General features: G+C 70.2%; 14 protein-coding genes. 3 read left to right on the plus strand and 11 right to left on the minus strand.

Going from position 1 to position 20,524, the window contains the following annotated elements; all coding sequences use genetic code 11:
• Positions 1 to 339 precede the first annotated feature (339 nt).
• Positions 340 to 2,382, plus strand: coding sequence for a glycosyltransferase family A protein (locus tag EAO76_RS09235; protein ID WP_148835114.1), 2,043 nt, complete (start codon positions 340 to 342; stop codon positions 2,380 to 2,382).
• 86 nt (positions 2,383 to 2,468) lie between these two features.
• Entirely contained in the window at positions 2,469 to 3,068 is a 600-nt protein-coding gene (gene rfbC / locus EAO76_RS09240) for a dTDP-4-dehydrorhamnose 3,5-epimerase (RefSeq protein WP_148835116.1), read from the plus strand.
• Positions 3,069 to 3,144: 76 nt separating this feature from the next.
• Here rfbC and EAO76_RS09245 read toward each other — a convergent pair whose 3' ends face one another.
• From EAO76_RS09245 to rplU, 10 genes are all read right to left on the minus strand, one after another.
• On the minus strand, positions 3,145 to 3,939 hold the full coding sequence (locus tag EAO76_RS09245) for a class I SAM-dependent methyltransferase (protein ID WP_148835118.1): 795 nt from the start codon (positions 3,937 to 3,939) through the stop codon (positions 3,145 to 3,147).
• A gap of 156 nt (positions 3,940 to 4,095) precedes the next feature.
• On the minus strand, positions 4,096 to 4,944 hold the full coding sequence (gene rfbD, locus EAO76_RS09250; protein ID WP_376298010.1) for a dTDP-4-dehydrorhamnose reductase: 849 nt from the start codon (positions 4,942 to 4,944) through the stop codon (positions 4,096 to 4,098).
• 32 nt (positions 4,945 to 4,976) lie between these two features.
• Positions 4,977 to 5,963, minus strand: a complete 987-nt coding sequence (gene rfbB / locus EAO76_RS09255; protein WP_148835122.1) for a dTDP-glucose 4,6-dehydratase — start codon at positions 5,961 to 5,963, stop codon at positions 4,977 to 4,979.
• The gene (locus EAO76_RS09260) at positions 5,960 to 7,030 is read right to left on the minus strand and encodes a glucose-1-phosphate thymidylyltransferase (protein ID WP_148835665.1); all 1,071 of its coding nucleotides are present in this window, start codon (positions 7,028 to 7,030) and stop codon (positions 5,960 to 5,962) included. The genes rfbB and EAO76_RS09260 overlap by 4 nt, the downstream gene beginning before the upstream one ends.
• Before the next feature lie 149 nt (positions 7,031 to 7,179).
• Positions 7,180 to 8,352 (minus strand): glycosyltransferase family 2 protein, encoded by a 1,173-nt coding sequence (locus EAO76_RS09265; protein WP_376298006.1) that lies wholly within the window; start codon positions 8,350 to 8,352, stop codon positions 7,180 to 7,182.
• A 195-nt stretch (positions 8,353 to 8,547) separates the two neighbouring features.
• Positions 8,548 to 10,578 (minus strand): hypothetical protein, encoded by a 2,031-nt coding sequence (locus tag EAO76_RS09270; RefSeq protein WP_262375322.1) that lies wholly within the window; start codon positions 10,576 to 10,578, stop codon positions 8,548 to 8,550.
• Positions 10,579 to 10,725: 147 nt separating this feature from the next.
• The gene (locus EAO76_RS09275; protein WP_148835129.1) at positions 10,726 to 12,225 is read right to left on the minus strand and encodes a bifunctional cytidylyltransferase/SDR family oxidoreductase; all 1,500 of its coding nucleotides are present in this window, start codon (positions 12,223 to 12,225) and stop codon (positions 10,726 to 10,728) included.
• 312 nt (positions 12,226 to 12,537) lie between these two features.
• Entirely contained in the window at positions 12,538 to 13,974 is a 1,437-nt protein-coding gene (gene obgE / locus EAO76_RS09280) for a GTPase ObgE (RefSeq protein WP_148835131.1), read from the minus strand.
• A 176-nt stretch (positions 13,975 to 14,150) separates the two neighbouring features.
• Positions 14,151 to 14,408 carry a 50S ribosomal protein L27 gene (gene rpmA / locus EAO76_RS09285; protein ID WP_018103204.1) on the minus strand — a complete coding sequence of 86 codons (258 nt, stop codon included), beginning with the start codon at positions 14,406 to 14,408 and terminating at the stop codon, positions 14,151 to 14,153.
• A 14-nt stretch (positions 14,409 to 14,422) separates the two neighbouring features.
• Entirely contained in the window at positions 14,423 to 14,743 is a 321-nt protein-coding gene (rplU, locus tag EAO76_RS09290) for a 50S ribosomal protein L21 (protein ID WP_042812502.1), read from the minus strand.
• 442 nt (positions 14,744 to 15,185) lie between these two features.
• Here rplU and EAO76_RS09295 point away from each other — a divergent pair, with 442 nt between their 5' ends.
• Positions 15,186 to 16,220, plus strand: a complete 1,035-nt coding sequence (locus EAO76_RS09295) for a hypothetical protein (protein ID WP_148835133.1) — start codon at positions 15,186 to 15,188, stop codon at positions 16,218 to 16,220.
• A 100-nt stretch (positions 16,221 to 16,320) separates the two neighbouring features.
• On the opposite strand, the gene EAO76_RS09300 is transcribed toward EAO76_RS09295, so the two are convergent.
• A complete protein-coding gene (locus EAO76_RS09300) occupies positions 16,321 to 20,373 on the minus strand; it encodes an Rne/Rng family ribonuclease (RefSeq protein WP_148835135.1) in 4,053 nt (1,350 codons plus the stop codon).
• Positions 20,374 to 20,524: the final 151 nt, after the last annotated feature.

The following is a 20,524-nucleotide window of genomic DNA, read 5'->3' on the forward strand; positions in this document are numbered from 1 at the left end:
TCCGGAAGACCCCGGTTCCGGTTCCGGGAGACGCTGCCGGCCGGCTCCGGAGGCTTCCGTTCGGCCCGGGGAAGAACGGATCGGTGTTCTCCGTTTCCGTGCTTCCCCGGCCCGCCGCGCAAAGGATTCACGAATACGGAACACTCCTTCGGAACTCGCGAAGGCATCCGGTCATGATTGGCGAAATCATGGCGGTCCGGGCGGGCAACCATCGAGGCGCCTCGACCATCTAACAGCCGATAGGGTGCACGGCGGGCGGCTCATCATGCCCATTTTCAGCGGCACGGGCCCGCGTCAGCCGCCGCCAGAGGGACTTCTACAGACAGTGGGACAGCAGCAATGCCAGTCAAAGTAAGTGTCGTCATTCCTGTGTACAACCCGGGCAAGTACATCGACCCCTGCATCGACTCGCTTCTGCGGCAGACCCTCCCGGCAGGGGAGTTCGAAGTCCTCTTCGTCAACGATGGCTCGACGGACGACACTCGCGAGCGGCTCGAGAAGCTGGCCGGGGAGCACCCGCATTTCCGCGTCATCACCATCCCGAATTCCGGCTGGCCGGGGAAGCCCCGCAACATCGGTGTGGACGAGGCGAAGGGCGAGTACGTCCAGTTCGTCGACCAGGACGACTACCTCGCTTCCGGTGCGCTGGAACGTCTGTACGCCATGGGTCACCGCAACGGATCGGACATCGTCATCGGGAAGGTGGCCAGCAACTTCCGCGGCGTTCCCCACGGCGTGTTCAAGAAGAACCGCGAGAAGTGCACGCTGCGTGACGCCCCGCTGTACGACAGCCTCACGCCGCACAAAATGTTCCGTACGGAGTTCCTCCGCGAGAACGGCATCGCCTACCCCGAGGGCAAGCGGCGCCTGGAGGACCAGCTCTACATGATGCAGGCGTACTTCCCCGCCAAGGTCGTGTCGATCCTCGGCGACTACACCTGCTACTACTACTCCCGGCGGGACGACGGCCAGAACGCCGGTTCCGCGAAGATCGTCCCGTCCGGCTACTACGGCAACCTCCGCGAGGTCCTCGACGTCGTCGTGGAGAACACCGAGCCCGGCGCCTTCCGCGACATGCTGCTGCGACGCTTCTACCGCGTCGAGATGATCGGCCGCCTCAGCGAGCCCGCGGTCCTCAAGTACGCCCCCGAGTACCTGGACGAGATGTGCGACGCCGTCCAGGACCTGGCGTCCGACTTCATGGACGACGGCGTGCACGACGGGCTCGGCCCGGTGCTGCGGCTGCGCTCGACCCTGCTGCGCAACAACGACCGCCAGGGCCTCGTCCGGATCTCCCGGTTCGCCGCCTCGGTCAAGGCCGCGGCCCGCCTGGAGGGCTTCGCCTGGCGTCCGGACGGCAAGATCGACCTCACCATCAGCGGCCGGCTCGTCCACGGCGACGACCAGGCTCCGCTGACCCTGCTCCGCCGCGACGGGCGCTACTTCCTGCACCCCGGGATCACCGAGGGGCTGCTGCCGGAGGGCGAGCTCCTGGACGTCACCGACGACATGAACGGGTTCTCCGCCGAGCTGGCGCTGCGCAACCGCGAGACGGCCGTCGAGTGGTCCTGCCCCGCGCAGTTCACCGCGCGGGTCGAGGAGCTCGGCGACGACGTGTGCGAGGTCGTCCTGCACGGCAGCGGCCAGATCGGCTCGGAGGCGACCGGGGGCCGCGGCCGGGTCTCCCGCGGCTTCTGGGACGTCTGGGTGCCGCTGCGCGGCCTCGGCCTGGTCCGCAAGGCGCGGCTCGGTGCCGACCGCGACCCCGCGGTGGACGCCGACTGCCTGCCCGCCTCGCTCGGCTCGCCGGCCCGCGCCGTCATCCCGTACTTCACCGACCCGCACGGCAACATCACCCTCGACGTCGCCCGCCGCGCCAAGAAGCTGGCCGAGTACCTGGAGGGCCGCCCGGTCCGGCGCTCCCCCGGCAGCGGCCCCACCGAGCTGCGCCTGGACCTCTTCACCGGGTCCTCCACGGCGTCCTCCGCGACCACCCTGGTCCTGAGCCCGGCGGACGGGGCGGACGGGCCCACCCACCAGCTCCGCACCACCCTGCGCCCCACCGAGGGGCGGGCCCACCTCACGGTGCCCGAGCGCGCGCCGGGCGTCGCGCCCGGCACCTGGAAGCTCTCGGTCCGGCTGGACGGCGACAAGAACCCCGCGTTCCACCTCTGCGAGGTCACCGTGGACAAGGGCGGCCGGATCACCGTTTCCCAGAGCCTGCCCGTGATCGACGCCGGGATCATGCACGGGATCACCACCAAGCGCAGGAAGGCGAAGCTGCGCCGGGCGCTGCGTGCCGTCGGCGGCCCGATCGTCCGCAGGCTCCCGGCCAAGGGCCGCAAGCGGGCGCGGCGCCTCGCCGCCCGGATCACCGGCTGACCCCGCCGCGTACCGCCGTACGCTTCCCACCAGCAGACACCGGCCGAGCACCTCGGCCATCGGCAACAGAACAAGGACGTGATCGCATGCGGCAGCTCTCCATCGCAGGAGCCTGGGTGCATGAGCCCAAGGTCTTCCCGGACAGCCGCGGCAGCTTCCACGAGTGGTTCAAGGCCGCGGAGCTCAGCGAGGCCGTCGGGCACACGCTGCGGCTCGCGCAGGCGAACTTCTCCGTCTCCAGCCGGGGGACGCTGCGCGGTGTGCACTTCGCCGACGTGCCGCCGAGCCAGGCCAAGTACGTCAAGTGCGTGCGCGGCGCGGTGCTCGACGTGATCGTGGACATCCGGGTCGGCTCCCCCACGTACAAGCAGTGGGAGGCCGTCCGGCTCGACGACGTCGACCACCACTCCGTCTACCTCGCCGAGGGGCTCGGCCACGCCTTCATGGCGCTGACGGACGACGCCTCGGTCGCCTACCTGTGCTCCGAGGGCTACTCGCCCGGCCGCGAGCACGGCGTCAACCCGCTCGACCCCGAGCTGGGCATCGAGTGGCCGCAGGGCATCACCCCGCTGCTGTCCGACAAGGACGCCGCGGCGCCCTCGCTGGCCGAGGCGGAGGCGCAGGGCCTGCTGCCCTCGTACGAGGCGTGCCAGGAGTACTACGCGCAGCTGCGCGCCCGCGGCTGAGTCCCGGGCGGGAGAAACGCCGGAGCCCCTGCGATCCTTACGGGTCGCAGGGGCTCGGTGCTGTCGGCGGGGGCGGTCAGCCCGTCACCCTCTTGATGCGCGAGCGCACCGGGGCGAAGGCCGAGCGCGGGCGGTGCAGGTTGCGGGCGCGGGTCAGGGCTGGCCAGAAGTCGGCCCGGAGCAGTGCCTCGGGCCGGACGGCGTTCTTGCGCACCAGCACCTCCTCGGGCACGTCCTGCGGGTCGGGTACGACGTACTCCTCGATGATCTTGTCGTACGCGTTCTTCAGGACGGTGCTCCCCGGGTCGGCGCCGAACACCACGACCACACCGGTCGGTTCCGTGTCCACCTCGACGACCACCAGGTCGGGGCGGTAGCGGCGCAGCACCTGCGCCACCTTGTACACGTCGCCGGTCCAGTACTTGGTGTGCCGGTCGCGGGCCGCCTCGTCGACGTCGCGGGGCAGCATGTCGTCCAGCACGATCACGCTCGACCAGCGGGAGTGCTTCTCCACGTTCATGAAGTCGCGCAGCGCGTACTCGAAGAGGTGCATGCCGTCGATGAAGGAGAGCTCCAGCTTCGGGTCCCCGCCCATCAGGTTGAGCGGGTCCCGGCGGGCGAGCGCGCGGAACGGGTTGCGGCCGTTGCGCAGGTGCAGCAGCGGATCCTTGCGGGCGAAGAAGGCGTCGCTCGTCGCCCTGACCAGGTGGACGTCGCAGCTGATGTCCGTCACGACCCGGAAGGCGGGGTCGACGGCGACGGAAGGGACCCGCGAGAGGGCCAGGCTTCTGCCGTCGTTGACCCCGATCTCCAGATAGTTCCGAGGACGGTAGATGCGGTGCAGATGGCGCAGGAACTCGTGGCGGTTCACGTGGAGCAGCCCTTCGGAGGAAACCAACTGGTCCGGTTCCCGGCGAAGTTACCTCATGACCACACTGCGACGTAAGCGTTCTCCCCGATGTAAACCCTCGTTCTGAACATCTTTGAAATTCGACGGGATTCGACCATCTGCAGGGTCAATTCGTGATCACGGCCGCTCGGCGGCGAGAAGTGCCGGGAATGCCTCCTCCAGTGCCGCCCGCCAGTGCCGGACCGGTTCGATCCCGGCCCGTGCCCAGCCGTCGTGGCCCAGCACGCTGAACGCGGGCCGGGGGGCCGGCCGCACGAACGCCTCGCTGGTCGTGGGGCGGACGCGGGTCGGGTCGGCGCCCAGGAGCCGGAAGATCTCCCGCGTGAAGCCGTACCAGGTCGTCTCGCCGCCGCTGGTGCCGTGGTAGACGCCGGCGGGGGCGGTGCCCGCGAGGGCGGCCCGTCCGAGCCGGACCAGCCGGTCGGCCAGGTCGACGGTCCAGGTGGGCTGACCGCGCTGGTCGCCCACCACGTCGAGGGTGTCCTTGACGCCCTCCAGCTTGATCATCGTACGGACGAAGTTGCCGCCGCCCGCGCCGTACAGCCAGGCGGTGCGGACCACGTAACCGGTGTCCGGCAGGGTGCTCAGCACGGCCTGCTCGCCGGCCAGCTTGGTACGGCCGTAGGCGCTGCGCGGTCCGGTCGGGTCGTCCTCGGCGTACGGCTTCTCGCCGTCGCCGGCGAAGACGTAGTCGGTGGAGACCTGGAGGAGCACGGCGCCGTACTCGCGGCACGCCTCGGCCAGGACGGCCGGGCCCGTTCCGTTGACCCGCAGCGCGGCGTCCTCCTGGGACTCGGCGTCGTCGACCGCGGTCCAGGCGGCGCAGTTCACCACGACGGCGGGACGGTGCTCCTCGAAGGCCGCGCGCACCGACGCGGGGTCGGCGATGTCGACGGCCGCCCGGTCCGCGGCGACCGCGGTGACGTCCTCGGCGGCGAGCCGGGTCAGGACGTCCCCGCCCAGCATCCCGCCGGCGCCGGTGACCAGCCAGACGGCGCTCACAGGGCGGCCCTCTCCTTCAGCGGCTCCCACCAGGCGCGGTTGTCGCGGTACCACTGCACGGTCTCGGCGAGGCCGGTGCGGAAGTCCTTGCGGGGCTCGTAGCCGAGCTCCTCGCGGATCTTGGTGCAGTCGACGGAGTAGCGGCGGTCGTGGCCCTTGCGGTCCTCGACGTAGGTGACGCTGGTGTCCCAGTCGGCGCCGCAGGCGTCCAGCAGCAGCTGGGTGAGCTCCTTGTTGGAGAGCTCGGTACCGCCGCCGATGTTGTAGACCTCGCCGGCCCGGCCCTTGGTGCGGACCAGCTCGATGCCCTGGACGTGGTCGTCGATGTGCAGCCAGTCGCGGACGTTGGCGCCGTCGCCGTAGAGCGGGACGGTCCCGCCGTCCAGCAGGTTGGTGACGAAGAGCGGGATGACCTTCTCGGGGAAGTGGTGGTGCCCGTAGTTGTTGGAGCAGCGGGTCACCCGCACGTCGAGGCCGTGGGTGCGGTGGTACGAGAGCGCGATCAGGTCGCTGGACGCCTTGGCCGCGGAGTACGGCGAGTTGGGCGCGAGCGGGTGGGTCTCGGGCCAGGAGCCCTCGTCGATCGAGCCGTAGACCTCGTCGGTGGAGATGTGCACGAAGGTCTTGATCCCGGCCAGGTGCGCGGCGTGGATCAGGGTGTGGGTGCCCACGACGTTGGTGCGGACGAACTCGGCGCCGCCGTCGATGGAGCGGTCCACGTGGGACTCGGCGGCGAAGTGCACCACCTGGTCGTGCTCGGCCATCAGCTTGGCGACCAGCTCCGGGTCGCAGATGTCGCCCTGGACGAACCTGAAGCCGGGGTGGTCGCGCACCTCGTCGAGGTTGGCCGGGTTGCCCGCGTAGGTGAGCTTGTCGAGCACGGTGACGGCGACGTCGCCGGGGCCCTGGGGGCCGAGCACCGTACGGACGTAGTGCGAGCCGATGAAGCCGGCGCCGCCGGTCACCAGGATGTTGGTGGTCATGAGGAGATCTGCACCTTGCTGTGGTCGCCGAGCACGAGTCGGTGGGCGGACGGGGAACGGGGGGCGGGGGTCACCTCGACGTCGCGGCCGATGAGCGACGCCTCGACGCGGCGGACACCGGCGATGGAGGCGCCCCGCAGGACGATGGAGTACTCGATCTCGCTGTCCTCGATGCGGACGTCCTCCGAGACCGAGGTGAACGGGCCCACGTAGGCGCCGCTGATCACCGAACGGGCACCGATGATCGCGGGCCCGACGATGCGGCTGCCGCTGACCTTGGCGCCCGGCTCGATCCGGACCCGGCCGATGATCTCGCTGTCCTCGTCGACCTCGGCGCCCTCCTGGAACGGCTCGACGGCCTCCAGGACGGTCCGGTTGACCTCCAGCATGTCGGTGACGTTGCCGGTGTCCTTCCAGTAGCCGCGGATCGTGGTGGACCGCACGTCGCGCTTCTGGTCGATCAACCACTGGATGGCGTGCGTGATCTCCAGCTCGCCGCGCCAGGACGGCTCGATCGAGCGGACGGCCTCGTGGATGGCGGGGGTGAAGAGGTAAACGCCGACGAGCGCCAGATCGCTCTTGGGCTCCTTCGGCTTCTCCTCCAGGGCCACCACCCGGCCCGCGGCGTCGAGTTCCGCGACGCCGAAGGAGGTCGGATTGGGCACCTGGGTCAGCAGGATCTGCGCGTCGGGCCGGTCCGAGCGGAACTCGTCCACCAGCCCGGTGATCCCGCCGACGATGAAGTTGTCGCCGAGGTACATGACGAAGTCGTCGTCGCCCAGGAAGTCCCGGGCGATCAGCACCGCGTGGGCGAGGCCGAGCGGCTCCTCCTGCGGGATGTACGTGACCTCGATGCCGAGCGCGGAACCGTCGCCGACCGCCTCGCGGATCTCGGGCGCGGTGTCGCCCACGATGATGCCGACCTCGGTGATGCCCGCTTCCGCGATGGCCTCCAGGCCGTAGAACAGCACGGGCTTGTTCGCCACGGGCACCAGCTGCTTGGCCGAGGTGTGCGTGATGGGACGCAGGCGGGTGCCGGCCCCTCCGGATAGTACGAGAGCCTTCACGTGAGCAGTCCCCATAACGATCTGTCGGTCCTGTCGCGGGCGCGACGCCCGGACGATTTTACTGATGGTTCTCTGTTGCTTCTCTGCGTGTTCTCCGGCGGATCCGCCGGGCGGGCCCGCCCGGTGTCCGCACGGTGCACGAGCGGTTGTCATCCCGCGTGCAGCCGCTCCTTCCAGCGCCGCATGTCGCGGCGCATCCTGCGGACCACCCGGCGGGACAGCGAGGCCCGGCGGGCGGCGACCTTCGGCTGGTCGATGCGCTTGCCGTCGTGCCAGTCCGGCACCGTGACCTCGTAGTTGGAATCGGCCAGACCGGCCGACTTGTCCCGGAAGTACGGGTACGCGAGGTAGAGCGTCCGGCCGTCGCGCGAGGCGACCACGTCCGGGACCGTCTTCGCCCGGATGTAGCGCACCGTCTCGACGAGCAGGTCCGTCCTGCCCAGCGCCACACAGGCCAGGCGCAGCCGCTCCGACACCTTGATCAGCCGGGCCACGCCGTCGTCCCAGTATGTGGCCATCAGCGGAGCCGCGAGTTCCATCTTGTGCCGGCGGACTTCCTCGGATTCCCTCAGCACGACGGGGCCGAACTGCTGGAGCATTCCGACCGTGAAGGGCCGGACCATCAGGAAATCCCGCTTCGGCCCCGCGGGTTCGAGACGATGAATGAGCGCCATCATGGCGCGCATCGCGTCGAAACGCCATTCGTAGTTGCCGCTCTTGGTGACGTGTTTCCCGTCCTCACGCCCCACCAGGTAATAGCAGACGTAATTGGAGATCACCGAGACGCCGGACCCGCGCAGATACGCCTCCATCGTGAAGAGGGCGTCCTCACCGGTCCTGAGATTCTCGTCGAACCGCAGGGAGAGGCGTTCCAGGAGTTCGCGCCGGAAGAGCTTCTGGGCGCTCAGGGTGTAAATGACCTTGGAGTTGTGGACGTCGACGCGTTCCTTCGTGGCCCGCCACATGGACTGGGGCGCGCCCCTGTTCACGCCGACCACCTTGCCGAGCACCACATCGGTGCCGGCCCGGTCCGCCATGGCCACCATCCGCTCCAGGGCCTCGTCGCCGAAGTAGTCGTCCGCGTCCAGGAAGAAGACGTAACGGCCGCGGGCCATACCGATGCCCACATTCCGCGGACCGCTGGGTCCACCGGAATTCTTCTGCCTGACCACTCTGGTCGGGACCTTCGATCTGGCCGCGAACTCCTCCAGGTACTCCCCCGTGCCGTCGGTGGAGCCGTCGTCGACCGCGACGATTTCGATCCGGTCGGCGCCGATGGTCTGCGCCTCCACCGATTCGAGACAGCGAATGAGGTAGGGCATTGCCTCATATGCACCGACAACAACGGTCACGTCAGGAATTTGCGTCTCGTTCACACAAACAGAAGACAGCCGGACCCACCCGTTGGTTGTCCCACGCCACACCGCCAAATGGTGATACTCATCACAAAGGCCCGGCACAACCCTTTGCGGGCTATGCCGGGCCTTGCTCGATCATGTAATGCAGATGGTTGACTTTCAGCCACTCACCGGTTCGCCCAGGCTCTTGCTCACCCCGGCGTTCCGCGCCTGGGACCTGGCCGCCAGCGCCTTCACCGCCGTGTTGAACTGCACCATCGAGGTGGGCTCGTCCGGGCCGAGGAGGTACTGCTTCAGCTCCAGGCGGGCATCCGCCAGCGCGTCCGAGGCCGGATCCGTCACCGCGGCGAGCAGCTCGTCCAGCTCGGCCGCCGAGTTGGAGAGGATCACCGCGGCACGCACCGCGGTGTTCTGCCGGCGGAACTCCTCCTCGCCCAGCTCGGCCGAGTCCGTGACCGCGTAGGGCTTGCCGCTCGCGATGAAGTCGGACACCACGCTGGAGATGTCCGAGACCATGGCGTCCGACTCGTTGAAGCAGTCGTACAGCCGCATCTGCGCACCGGTGATGACCCGGTGCTCCCACCAGCCCTGCGCACGCCAGGACGCCGCGTTCCACTCGTCCCTGAGCCGGGCGGTCTCGGCCTCGCGGGCCGGGTCGGCCAGCGAGTCGCGGGACAGCTCCGCCTCGTCCCGTGCGACGCGCCCGCCACCGGCCAGCTCGGCCAGCCGTGCCTCGATACGGGCCATCTCGGCCCGTGCCTCGGCCCGCTCGCTCTGCCCGGCGGCCGTCTGCTCGGCCCAGCGGGAGTCGGTGGTGCGCGCGGCGGCGGCCTGCTCGATCATCTCGGTGATGCGCTGGTGCACCGCCTTGGCCCTGGCGCTGCGGGTGCCGGTGAAGGGGTGCGGCTTGTACAGCAGCCGGACCGGCTGCTCGGCCTCCAGCAGCCGCCTGACGATGTTCACGCCGGCCAGCAGCAGTGAGGTGTTGCCGGGGTTGTCGTCCCAGCCCTCCCAGGTGGGGGCGTACAGCACGGTCGGGATCGGGTTGCGCTGCGTGCCGGACCAGGACTGGATGGTGGCCAGCTGCGGGCGGCCCACCTCCACGATGTCCTCGTCGCGCACGCCGACATCGGCCAGCGCGTAGCGGTCGCGGCCGGCCCGGCCCGCGGTCCACACCTCGTCGTAGACCTTGCTGTACGGGTTGACGCTGGCGATCTTGTCGCTGTCGCCGTGACCGATGAAGACGTGCTTCATGGTCGGCACCCGGAGCAGGTGGATGTTCTTGCCGACGTTGGCCGCGTAGAGCGCGACCCGCACCGACGACAGGTCCAGGTTCATCAGGTGCACGCCACCGGGGACGCAGAGCACCGGCACCGAGGTCTCGGCGAGCTGCGGCAGGATGTTGCGCTCGCGCAGCAGGATCATCGGCCGGCCCTCGACCTGGGCCATGGTCTCCAGCCACATGTTGGCCTGGTAGGCCGACTCCTTGGACCCCGAGAAGTAGAGGACCACGGTCGGCTCGTACTCGCCCAGCCAGGCGTCCACCGCGCCCAGCACCTTGTCCGCGGAACCCACGAGCCGCTTCGGGCGGACGTACGGCAGGAGCAGCAGCAGGTAGCAGAGCGCCAGCACCAGCGTCAGGCCGAGGCCCGCGTAGGCGATGCCGTCCACCCCGGTCTCGACCGCGACCAGCACGCCCACCATGGAGAAGACGTCCAGGTGCAGCATCTTCTCCGCGGGCCTGTTCATCAGGCTCTGCGGCGGGGCGTCCGAGATCCGGACCGCCGAGAGGTCGATGTTGCGGGTGGCGACCGGCAGCTTACGGCGCAGCCTGATCAGCGTGACGATGGTGCTCTGCGGTGCCTGGAGCCCGTAGAACGCCAGCAGGCAGGCGACCGTCACGTAGAAGAGCGGCTCCTCGCCGTATCCCATGCGGGAGAGCAGCAGGATGAGCAGCAGCTGGCGGACCAGGAAGCGGATCGAAAGACCGGCCCGGACCGCGGCGAGCCGGTTGATCAGATAGCTGCCGCAATGATGCAGATACCGGTCCGCGAGATAGGTGACCGCAGCGGCCGCGGCGAAGAACCAGAGATTGGGGAGTATTGCCGCGAGCATTATGCACGGGAACCCCAGAGCCACCAGGAGCGCGGCGACCAGCTCCGAACCGCTGCCCACCCGAGCCAAGCGCATGGCTTTCGAAATCACGAAGTACCGCTCCCGAGGGTGCCGACTTGTTTACTTTACGAGGGGAATGTGAAGGCAGAGCTTCACGAATTCGGACCCCTGCCGTCGCGTTTGGCGACTGCAGGGGTCCGAATAATCGATTGTCAAGCAGTATTACACATCGGCCTGACGGTCCAGGACGGCGGCAAGGGCCTGCTCGAAACCGGACGCCTCGGAGGCACCGCGGGTCGGGTCCTGCTGGCGCACGTCGATGACGTGACCGGTCATCTCGGAGAGCAGGACGTCGAGCGAGGTCCTGGCGACCGCCTCGGAGGAGAGCAGCGTGCCCGCGGGCTCCTCGCCGAAGGCCTTGGTGCGCATCGGGGTGGCGGTGCGCTCGGGGTTCACGCAGTTCACCCGCACCCCGTCGGCCGCCCACTCGTCCGCGAGCGCCTGGGTGAGGTTGACCATGGCGGCCTTGGTCGACGAGTAGAGGCTGTACTCCGCGCGGCCCCGGGTGTAGCTGCTGGAGGTGTAGAGCAGCAGCTGGCCCTTGGTCTCGGCGAGGTACTTGTACGCGGCCCGGGCGATCTGGACGGGTGCCAGGTAGTTGACGTTGAGCGCTTCCTGGATGGTCGTGTTGTCCGTCTCGGCGAGCTTGCCGATGCGGAGCACGCCCGCGGTGTTGATCACGTAGTCGACGCGGCCGGTGTCCGCGTACGCCTTGGAGAGCGCGTCGTCGATGTGCTCCGGGTTCTCCACGTGCGTGCCCGTGGTGGAACGGCCCAGGGCGTAGACGGTGGCGCCGTAGGACTCGGCGAGCGACGCGATGTCCGCGCCGATGCCGTACGAACCGCCGAAGACGACAAGGGTCTTGCCGGTGAGCAGCTCGCGGTAGGCGGCGTCGTCGGTCGGCTGCGGGACTGCCGTGGAGGCCAGCTGGAACAGCTTGTCCGCGATGAAGACGTCGACCGGCTGGGTGACCTTCATGTTGTACTCGTCGCCCGCCACGACGTAGATCGGCACGTCGGGCAGGTACTTCAGCACGACCGAGCAGTCGTCGGTGGCCTGGAAGTTCGGGTCGCCGGCGGCGACCTCGTAGGCCCGGCGGATGGTGGAGAGCTTGAATGCCTGCGGCGTCTGGCCGCGGCGCAGCCGGGAGCGGTCGGGCACGTCGGTGATGAACTCGCCGTCGCCGCCGTGGGTGCGGGTCACGATGATCGTGTCCGCGGACGGGATGGCGACGTCGACCGCCTCGTAGCGGCCGAGGGCGTCGACGCAGTCCTTGATGACGCGCTGCGAGAGCAGCGGGCGCACGGCGTCGTGGAAGAGGACGTTGCGGTCCTCGCCCTCGGCCAGGCCCTCGCCGAGGGCCGCGATGGCGCGCTCGGTGGTCTCGTTGCGCGTGGCGCCGCCCTCGATCACCTTGGTGACCTTGGTCAGTCCGGCCTTCGCGACGATCTTCTCCACGTCGGGCACGTAGCCCGGCGCCATCAGCACGATGACGTCGTCGATGGAGTCGGCCTGCTGGAAGATCGACAGCGTGTGCTCGATGACGGCCTTGCCTGCGATCTTCAGCAGCTGCTTGGGGATCGACAGACCCACGCGCTGACCGGTACCGCCGGCGAGCACGACTGCTGTGGTTCGGGCTTTGGCTATGTGCTGAGCAGACACAGACGACCTACCTTGCGAGGGCTGGGAGATACAGCGATGGTTGCACTCTCCGTTACCGTCTCGCAAGGTGGACGTCGGCCACCGCATGCCGTGGCGAAACCTCGTGTTGCCTTGCGATCAGGGCAAATACCGGAACTGACGCTTCCTGACCAGGTGACCGACGCCACAGGCATGAGCGGCATGAATCACTCATGAGCGGATTCGGTTCCCTCGGTCGTGTGACATGCCGTGTGACGTGGGGAACCTCCGACGGCCGGTCGGACGGCCCCGTACGACCGGCCGGGCCCGCGCGGGCGGACCCGGCCGACCGGATCAGAACGGGTTGAATTCGTCGAACTCGCGCTGCGCCTCGTCGCGTTCCGCCTCGCGGTCGCGGCGGCGCTGCGCCGCCGGGCGCGGCGCCTCGAGCCGGTGGTCCTCGCCCCGGCGGCCGAGCATCTCCGCGCCCGCGGCCATGGTCGGCTCCCAGTCGAAGACGACGGCGTTGTCCTCGGCGCCGATGGCCACGCCGTCGCCCGCCCGGGCACCGGCCTTCATCAACGCGTCCTCGACGCCGAGGCGGTTGAGCCGGTCCGCGAGGTAGCCGACGGCCTCGTCGTTGTTGAAGTCGGTCTGGCGCACCCAGCGCTCCGGCTTCTCGCCGCGCACCCGGTAGAGGTCGTCCCCCTCCCTGGTGACGGTGAAGCCCGCGTCGTCGACGGCCTTCGGACGGATGACGATGCGGGTCGCCACCTCCACGGGCTTGGCCGCGCGCGTCTCGGCGATGATGCCCGCGAGCGCGTAGGAGAGCTCCTTCAGACCGGTGCGGGCCACGGCGGACACCTCGAAGACGCGGTAGCCGCGCTCCTCCAGGTCCGGGCGGATCATGTCGGCGAGGTCCTGGCCGTCCGGGATGTCGATCTTGTTGAGGACGACGATGCGGGGCCGGTCCTCCAGGCCGCCGTACTGCTTCAGCTCCTCCTCGATCGTGTCGAGGTCGGAGACCGGGTCGCGGTCCGACTCCAGCGTCGCCGTGTCCAGTACGTGCACGAGCACCGAGCAGCGCTCCACGTGCCGCAGGAACTCCAGGCCGAGGCCGCGTCCCTGGCTGGCGCCGGGGATCAGGCCCGGCACGTCGGCGACGGTGTACACGGTGCTGCCCGCGGTGACCACGCCGAGGTTGGGGACGAGGGTGGTGAAGGGGTAGTCGGCGATCTTCGGCTTGGCCGCGGACAGGACGGAGATCAGCGAGGACTTGCCCGCGCTCGGGTAGCCGACCAGCGCGACGTCGGCGACGGTCTTGAGCTCCAGGACGATGTCCCGGGCCTCGCCGGGCTCGCCGAGCAGCGCGAAGCCGGGGGCCTTGCGCCGGGCGGAGGCCAGTGCGGCGTTGCCGAGGCCGCCGCGACCGCCCTGGCCGGCGACGAACGTGGTGCCCTGGCCGATCAGGTCGGCGAGCACCTCGCCGTCGCGGTCGAGCACGACCGTGCCGTCGGGCACCGGCAGGACCAGGTCCTGGCCGTCCTTGCCGGAGCGGTTGTCACCGGCGCCGGGCTGGCCGTTGGTGGCCTTGCGGTGGGGGTGGTGGTGGTAGTCGAGGAGCGTGGTGACGGACTGGTCGACGACCAGGGTCACATCGCCGCCGCGGCCGCCGTTGCCGCCGTCCGGACCGCCGAGCGGTTTGAACTTCTCACGGTGTACGGAGGCGCAGCCGTGGCCTCCGTTACCCGCGGCGACGTGCAGCTCGACGCGGTCCACGAAGGTGGTCATGGTGGGAACCTCCAGTTACATGCATGCAGAAATGTCTCACTCGTGCCGCCCGCCAGTCCGTGCCGTACCGCTGGGGGAAGCCGTTTCTCATGGGAGAAACGCGCGAGAGGCGGACCCGCTTCCCGTACGGGAAGTGAGGTCCGCCTCCGCAGAAACCGCTCGACGAGCGCCGGAAATCAGCCGGCGATCGGAACGATGTTCACGACCTTGCGGCCACGGTGCGTGCCGAACTCGACCGCACCGGCGGCGAGCGCGAACAGCGTGTCGTCGCCGCCACGGCCGACGCCCGTGCCCGGGTGGAAGTGGGTGCCGCGCTGGCGGACCAGGATCTCACCGGCGTTGACGGCCTGACCGCCGAAGCGCTTCACGCCGAGCCGCTGAGCGTTGGAATCGCGCCCGTTCCGGGTGGACGATGCGCCCTTCTTGTGTGCCATGTCTCCTCAGTCCCTTACTTCGCAGCCGCGGGGATACCGGTGACCTTGATCGCCGTGTACTGCTGACGGTGACCCTGGCGACGGCGGTAGCCGGTCTTGTTCTTGTAGCGAAGGATGTCGATCTTCGCGCCCTTGTGGTGGTCCACGACCTCGGCCTGGACCTTGATGCCGGCCAGAACCCACGGGTCGCTGGTCACGGCGTCGCCGTCGACCACGAGCAGGGTCGAGAGCTCGACCGTGTCGCCAACCTTGGCAGTGGAAATCTTGTCAACCTCAACGATGTCACCGACAGCAACCTTGTGCTGACGGCCACCGCTGCGCACGATGGCGTACACGCGGATCTCTCTCTCGCTCGGAACGGAGCCCCTGATGCCAGCCGCCCGCGCAGGCCGGGGCCCGCGACGATCCGGAAGGATGAGCGGCCTCTCCAGGCGGACGAATCCACCGGAAGGAATGTGCTCAGGGGAAGGCGCGCATGGGAAACACGCCGATGGACAAGGTTACGGGGCCGCCCCCGGGCGGTCAAACCGGGCCCCCGTGAGCCGATCCGCGGCGGACGACGGACCGGACACGGGGCCCCCGCACCCGCGGCGGACGCACCCCGTCGAGCACCCGGAAAACATTTCCACATTCCACGGATCGAATTCCCCGTCCCGTGGCACCATGACGTGATCAAAATGGCCTCGACCACCGCTTCCGCACAGCGTCGGAGAAGCCGGTCGGGGAATCACCGGATTGCCAAGAAATCGAGGTCGGCTCATTTCTGCTTTCAGAACGATGAAGAACAAGTTGATTGTTGCGGCTCTCGCCCTGACTTTGGTGCCGTTCGGGTCGGCCGAGGCCCTGGCCGACAGCGGGCCGGTCGAGCGCACCACCCTGTCGAAGGACGTCGAGATCACCCCCGGTGTCACCACCGCGCTGATCGGGCGGACGCTCACCTTGAAGTCCGGGGAGAAGCGTCACCTGCGAGCACGTCTGGAGGCCACGAGCTCCACGACGGGCATCGTGGGCCTGACCAGCCGCATCAAGTGCGTGGACCCGGCGGGCGCGGCCACGCCGGTCGTCGCGGCGTCGGCCCGCAATCACGAGGGCCACGACACCGACACGTACGCGGTGCCGGGCCACCTGCCCCTCTACGCCGATCTCCTCCTCACCGCACCGGCGGCGGGCACGTACACGTGCGGGCTCTACGGTTCGGCCTACTCCTCCCTGTCCGGTGAATACCACCTGACCGCGGTCGCGAACAGCACGTGGCTGGAGGTCAGCGGCAGCGACCAGACCGGTGCCGGGTGGTGGCAGAACCCCGCCTGCGAGAGCGCCGACAGCGGGGGGAACTGCACCTACGTCGGTTCCGGTTCGGCCGACCCCGACGCCTGGATCTTCTACGACGACGGAACACCGGTCCAGAAGTGGCAGGCGTCCCCCTCCGTGAGCTCCGTGGCGGCACAGGCGAACGTGGAACTGACCACGTGCTACAACGGCACCGCTTCCTGCGCCACCGCGATGCACCGGTATCCGCGCGGGACGAATGCGGTCGTGGACACGCGTTTCGATTTCATTCAGCTCGACACGACCGGCCACGCGTGCCGGACCAGCAGCACGGAGACCTCGCGCAGGACAATCACCGACGACGGGCATCACTATGCCGCGTACTTTTCCCTTCCCGACGTTCCCGTCGACCCCTCCTGCGGTACCCGCACATTCATCCTGCGCGTGTACGTGAAGCACGTTTCGGGCCAGACGGTGAAGATCGACGGCGTGCAGAGCGGTGTCACATCGCTCACCAACGCCATCGCGTTCAACAAGTTCTGACGGCCACGGCCGCCGCACGGCCCACCCGTCCACCGCACACGACGGAAGGGGGGCGGGTCCCTCGGGACCCGCCCCCCTTCCGTCGTGCTCCGGCCGCCGGTCAGCTCTCGGCGTCGGCCGGGACGGCGGCCTTCGCCGCCTTCTTGGCCGTCGTCTTCTTCGCGGCGGTCTTCTTGGCCGCGGTCTTCTTCGCGGCCGTCTTCTTCGTCGCCGCCTTCTTGGCCGTGGCCTTCTTGGCGGTCTTCCGGGCCGTCTTCTTGGCCGGGGCCGCCTCTTCGGCGGTCTCGGCCGGCTCGGTGTCGGCCTTCGGCTCCGCGTCCGGCTTCGACTCGGTCTTCGGGGCGGTCACCACGACGACCTCCGCCCCGTCCGCTCCGGCGGGCGAGCCCGCGGGGGCGGTGACCTTGCGGGTCACCCGGCGGCGGGCCCTCGGCGGGGCGGCCTCGGGGGCCACCTCCTCGGGCGCGGCCTCGGCCTTCGCGGCCTCGGCGACGGGCGCCTCCTCGGCCTGCGGAGCCTGCTCGGCGGCCTGCTCCGGGACGGCCCGCTCGGCGGCCTCCTCGACGACGACCGGCTCGGCCGCGGCCTTCGGGGCACCCGCCGGGGCGGTCGCCTTCCGGGTCGCCCTGCGACGCGTACGGCCCTGCGGGGCCTCCGCCGCGGGGGTCTCCTCGGCCACCTGCGGCTCGACGGCCGCCGGCGTCGCGTCGACCGGCTCGGCCGCCACGACCGGCTCCGGCTCGACGGCGGCCGGCTCCGGCTTCGCCACCGGCTCCGGTGCGACGACCGGCTCGGCCGCGGCCTTCGGGGCACCGGCCGGGGCCGACACCTTGCGGGTCGCACGGCGACGGCCACGGCCGCGCACGGCGGCCTCGGCCTCGGCCGGGCTGCTGTACAGCTCCTCGTCCGGGACGAACTCCGGCTCGGGCAGCGCCACCGGGGCGGCGACCTCGGCGGCCACCTCGGCCTCGGTCTCGACCTCGGTTCCGGCGGTGGGCTCGTGGCCCTGCTCCACGGTGTGCTCGTGGTCGTGGCCCGCGCCACCCCGGCCGCGCTTCTTGGAGCGCTTGCCGCCGCCACCGACCGAGGAGGGCTGCTCCATGTGGACGATGACGCCGCGCCCGTTGCAGTGGACACAGGTCTCGGAGAAGGACTCCAGCAGACCCTGGCCCACCCGCTTGCGGGTCATCTGGACCAGGCCCAGCGAGGTGACCTCGGCGACCTGGTGCTTCGTGCGGTCGCGTCCCAGGCACTCCAGCAGGCGCCGCAGCACCAGGTCCCGGTTGGACTCCAGCACCATGTCGATGAAGTCGACGACGACGATGCCGCCGAGGTCGCGCAGCCGCAGCTGGCGCACGATCTCCTCGGCCGCCTCCAGGTTGTTCTTGGTGACGGTCTCCTCGAGGTTGCCGCCCTGACCGGTGAACTTGCCGGTGTTGACGTCGACGACGACCATCGCCTCGGTCTTGTCGATCACCAGCGAGCCGCCGCTCGGCAGGTAGACCTTCCGGTCCAGCGCCTTCATCAGCTGCTCGTCGATCCGGTACGTCGCGAAGATGTCGACCTCGGAGGTCCACCGCGACAGGCGGTCCGTGAGGTCCGGCGCCACCTGCGAGACGTAGCCGTGGATGGTCTCCCACGCGTCGTCGCCGCTGACGATGACCTTGGAGAAGTCCTCGTTGAAGATGTCGCGGACGACCCGGACGGTCATGTCCGGCTCGCCGTAGAGCAGGGTCGGCGCGTTGGAGCCGCCGGTGCTCTTCGCCTTCTTCTGGATGTCCTCCCACTGCTGCTGCAGCCGCTCGACGTCACGGCGCAGCTCGTCCTCGCTCGCACCCTCCGCGGCGGTGCGGACGATGACGCCCGCGTCCTCGGGGACGATCTTCTTGAGGATGGTCTTCAGCCGGGCCCGCTCGGTGTCGGGCAGCTTGCGGCTGATGCCGGTCATCGAGCCCTCGGGCACGTAGACCAGGTAGCGGCCGGGCAGCGAGACCTGGCTGGTCAGGCGGGCGCCCTTGTGGCCGATCGGGTCCTTGGTGACCTGGACCAGGACGGACTGGCCGGACTTGAGGGCGGTCTCGATGCGGCGCGGCCCGTGGGCCATGCCGAGCGCCTCGAAGTTCACCTCACCGGCGTAGAGCACGGCGTTGCGGCCCTTGCCGATGTCGACGAAGGCGGCCTCCATGGACGGCAGGACGTTCTGCACCTTGCCCAGGTAGACGTTGCCGACGTAGCTGGTGGCCTGCTCCTTGTTGACGTAGTGCTCGACGAGCACGTTGTCCTCGAGGACGCCGATCTGGGTGCGCTCGCCGTTCTGGCGGACGACCATGACCCGCTCCACGGCCTCGCGGCGGGCCAGGAACTCGGCCTCGGTGATGATCGGGACCCGGCGGCGGCCCTGCTCGCGGCCCTCGCGGCGGCGCTGCTTCTTCGCCTCCATACGGGTCGAGCCCTTGATGGACTGGACCTCGTCGAAGCCGGTGCCGGCCTCGCGGTCGGAGTCCTTCCTGCGGGGCTCACGGACCTTGACGACCGTACGCTCCGGGTCGTCCGCACCGCTGTCGGTGTCGGCCGCGGCATCACCGCTGCGGCGCCGACGACGGCGGCGGCGACGGCTGCTGCTGGAACCCGCGGCGACCGCCTCGTGGTCCTCTTCCTCCTCCTCGGACTCCTGAGCCTGCTCCGGCTCGTCCTCGGAGTGGTCGGCGGCCTCCTCGCCGTGCTGCTCCAGGGCCTCGTCGTTCTCGCTGGCCTCACCGCGGCGGCGGCGACGGCCTCCGCGACGGCGGCGGCGCGAGGGGCGCTCCCCGTACTCGTCCGTCTCGTCGCCCTCGCCCTCGTGCTCGGCGTCGGCGTCGGCCTCGGCCTCCGGCTCCTCCTCGGCCGGCTCCTCCTCGGGAACCGCGGCCTGCTCGGGCTCGGCGGCCTCGACGGCCTCACCACGACGCCGACGGCGACGGCGCGAACCGCCCTGCGGCGCGGCCTCGGCGGCCGGGGCCTCGATGACGGCCGTCGGCTCCTCGACGGTCTCGGCCTCCTCCTCGACCTCGTCGTGGCGCGACGCGGCAGCGGCGGCGGCAGCCGTCTCCGGGGTCTGGAACATCGGCTCGGCGAAGACCGGAGCCTGGAACACGGCCACGGCGGGACGCGAGGCGCGGCGGCTCCTGCGCACCGGCTCCTCGTCCTTCCCGGTGAACTCCGGCTTGCCGGTGAACTCGGGGCGGCCCGCGGCGGCGGTGGCCCGGCGACGCTGACGGCCGCGCGGGGCGGCCTCCTCGGCCTCGGCCGCGGGTGCTTCCTCCACGACGGGCTCGGGCTCGGCGGCGGGCGTCTCCTCGACGACCTCCACGACCTCGGCGGCCTTCGGCGCACCCGCCGGAGCAGTCGCCTTACGGACCGCACGACGACGCGGACGCGCGGGCGCCGCCTCCTCCACGACCTCGGCCTCGGGCGCCTCGGTCTGCTGCGGCGCACCGGCCGGAGCCGACGCCCTGCGCCGGGTACGGCCACGCGGCGCGGCGGGCTCCGGCTCCACGACGGGCTCGGGCTCGGGCTCGGCGGCGGGCGTCTCCTCGACGACCTCGACGACCTCCACGACCTCCACGACCTCGGCGGCCTTCGGTGCACCCGCCGGAGCAGTCGCCTTACGGACCGCACGACGACGCGGACGCGCGGGCGCAGCCTCCTCCACGGTCTCGGCCTCGGGCGTCTCCTCGACAGCCTCCACGACCTCGGCGGCCTTCGGCGCACCCGCCGGAGCAGTCGCCTTGCGCACCGCACGACGACGCGGACGCGCGGGCGCAGCCTCCTCCACGGTCTCGGCCTCGGGCGTCTCCTCGACGACCTCCACGACCTCGGCGGCCTTCGGCGCACCCGCCGGAGCAGTCGCCTTACGGACCGCACGACGACGCGGGCGCGCGGGCGCCGCGGCTTCCGTCTGCGGGGTGCTCCCGGTGCCGGTCACGGCGTCGCCCTCGGACACCTCGGCGTCAGCGGCAGGTATGGCCGGCGTCGCCGTGCCCGTGGCCTCCGCCATCGGCGGTCCGGCCGGGCGGGACGCGGCGCGGCGCCTGCGGCGCGGCGGCAGCTTGTCGCCGGGTGCGTTGTTCTCTTCGTCGTTCCCGGTCGTGCCGGGCTCATTGGACTGGGGCATGCGGGCGGTTCTCCCGTCAGGCTCCCGGGCGCCGCGTCTGTTTCCGGTCCGGCGCGGTCCGCGCGATGTACGCGGGCCCGCCGTCCGGGGCGCGGGCGCCGCACGGGAGCTCAATGTCTGGCTCGCCGGTTCCGTACGCGCTGGGCGTACG

This window comes from Streptomyces sp. sk2.1, assembly GCF_008120935.1.
Lineage (GTDB): Bacteria > Actinomycetota > Actinomycetes > Streptomycetales > Streptomycetaceae > Streptomyces.

Coding starts and splice junctions, on each gene's coding strand:
- EAO76_RS09235 (WP_148835114.1), top strand. CDS start 340: ATGCCAGTCAAAGTAAGTGTCGTCATTCCTGTGTACAACCCGGGCAAG.
- rfbC (WP_148835116.1), top strand. CDS start 2,469: ATGCGGCAGCTCTCCATCGCAGGAGCCTGGGTGCATGAGCCCAAGGTC.
- rfbD (WP_376298010.1), bottom strand. CDS start 4,944: ATGCTGGGCGGGGACGTCCTGACCCGGCTCGCCGCCGAGGACGTCACC.
- rfbB (WP_148835122.1), bottom strand. CDS start 5,963: ATGACCACCAACATCCTGGTGACCGGCGGCGCCGGCTTCATCGGCTCG.
- EAO76_RS09265 (WP_376298006.1), bottom strand. CDS start 8,352: ATGCCCTACCTCATTCGCTGTCTCGAATCGGTGGAGGCGCAGACCATC.
- EAO76_RS09270 (WP_262375322.1), bottom strand. CDS start 10,578: ATGCGCTTGGCTCGGGTGGGCAGCGGTTCGGAGCTGGTCGCCGCGCTC.
- obgE (WP_148835131.1), bottom strand. CDS start 13,974: ATGACCACCTTCGTGGACCGCGTCGAGCTGCACGTCGCCGCGGGTAAC.
- rpmA (WP_018103204.1), bottom strand. CDS start 14,408: ATGGCACACAAGAAGGGCGCATCGTCCACCCGGAACGGGCGCGATTCC.
- EAO76_RS09295 (WP_148835133.1), top strand. CDS start 15,186: ATGAAGAACAAGTTGATTGTTGCGGCTCTCGCCCTGACTTTGGTGCCG.
- EAO76_RS09300 (WP_148835135.1), bottom strand. CDS start 20,373: ATGCCCCAGTCCAATGAGCCCGGCACGACCGGGAACGACGAAGAGAAC.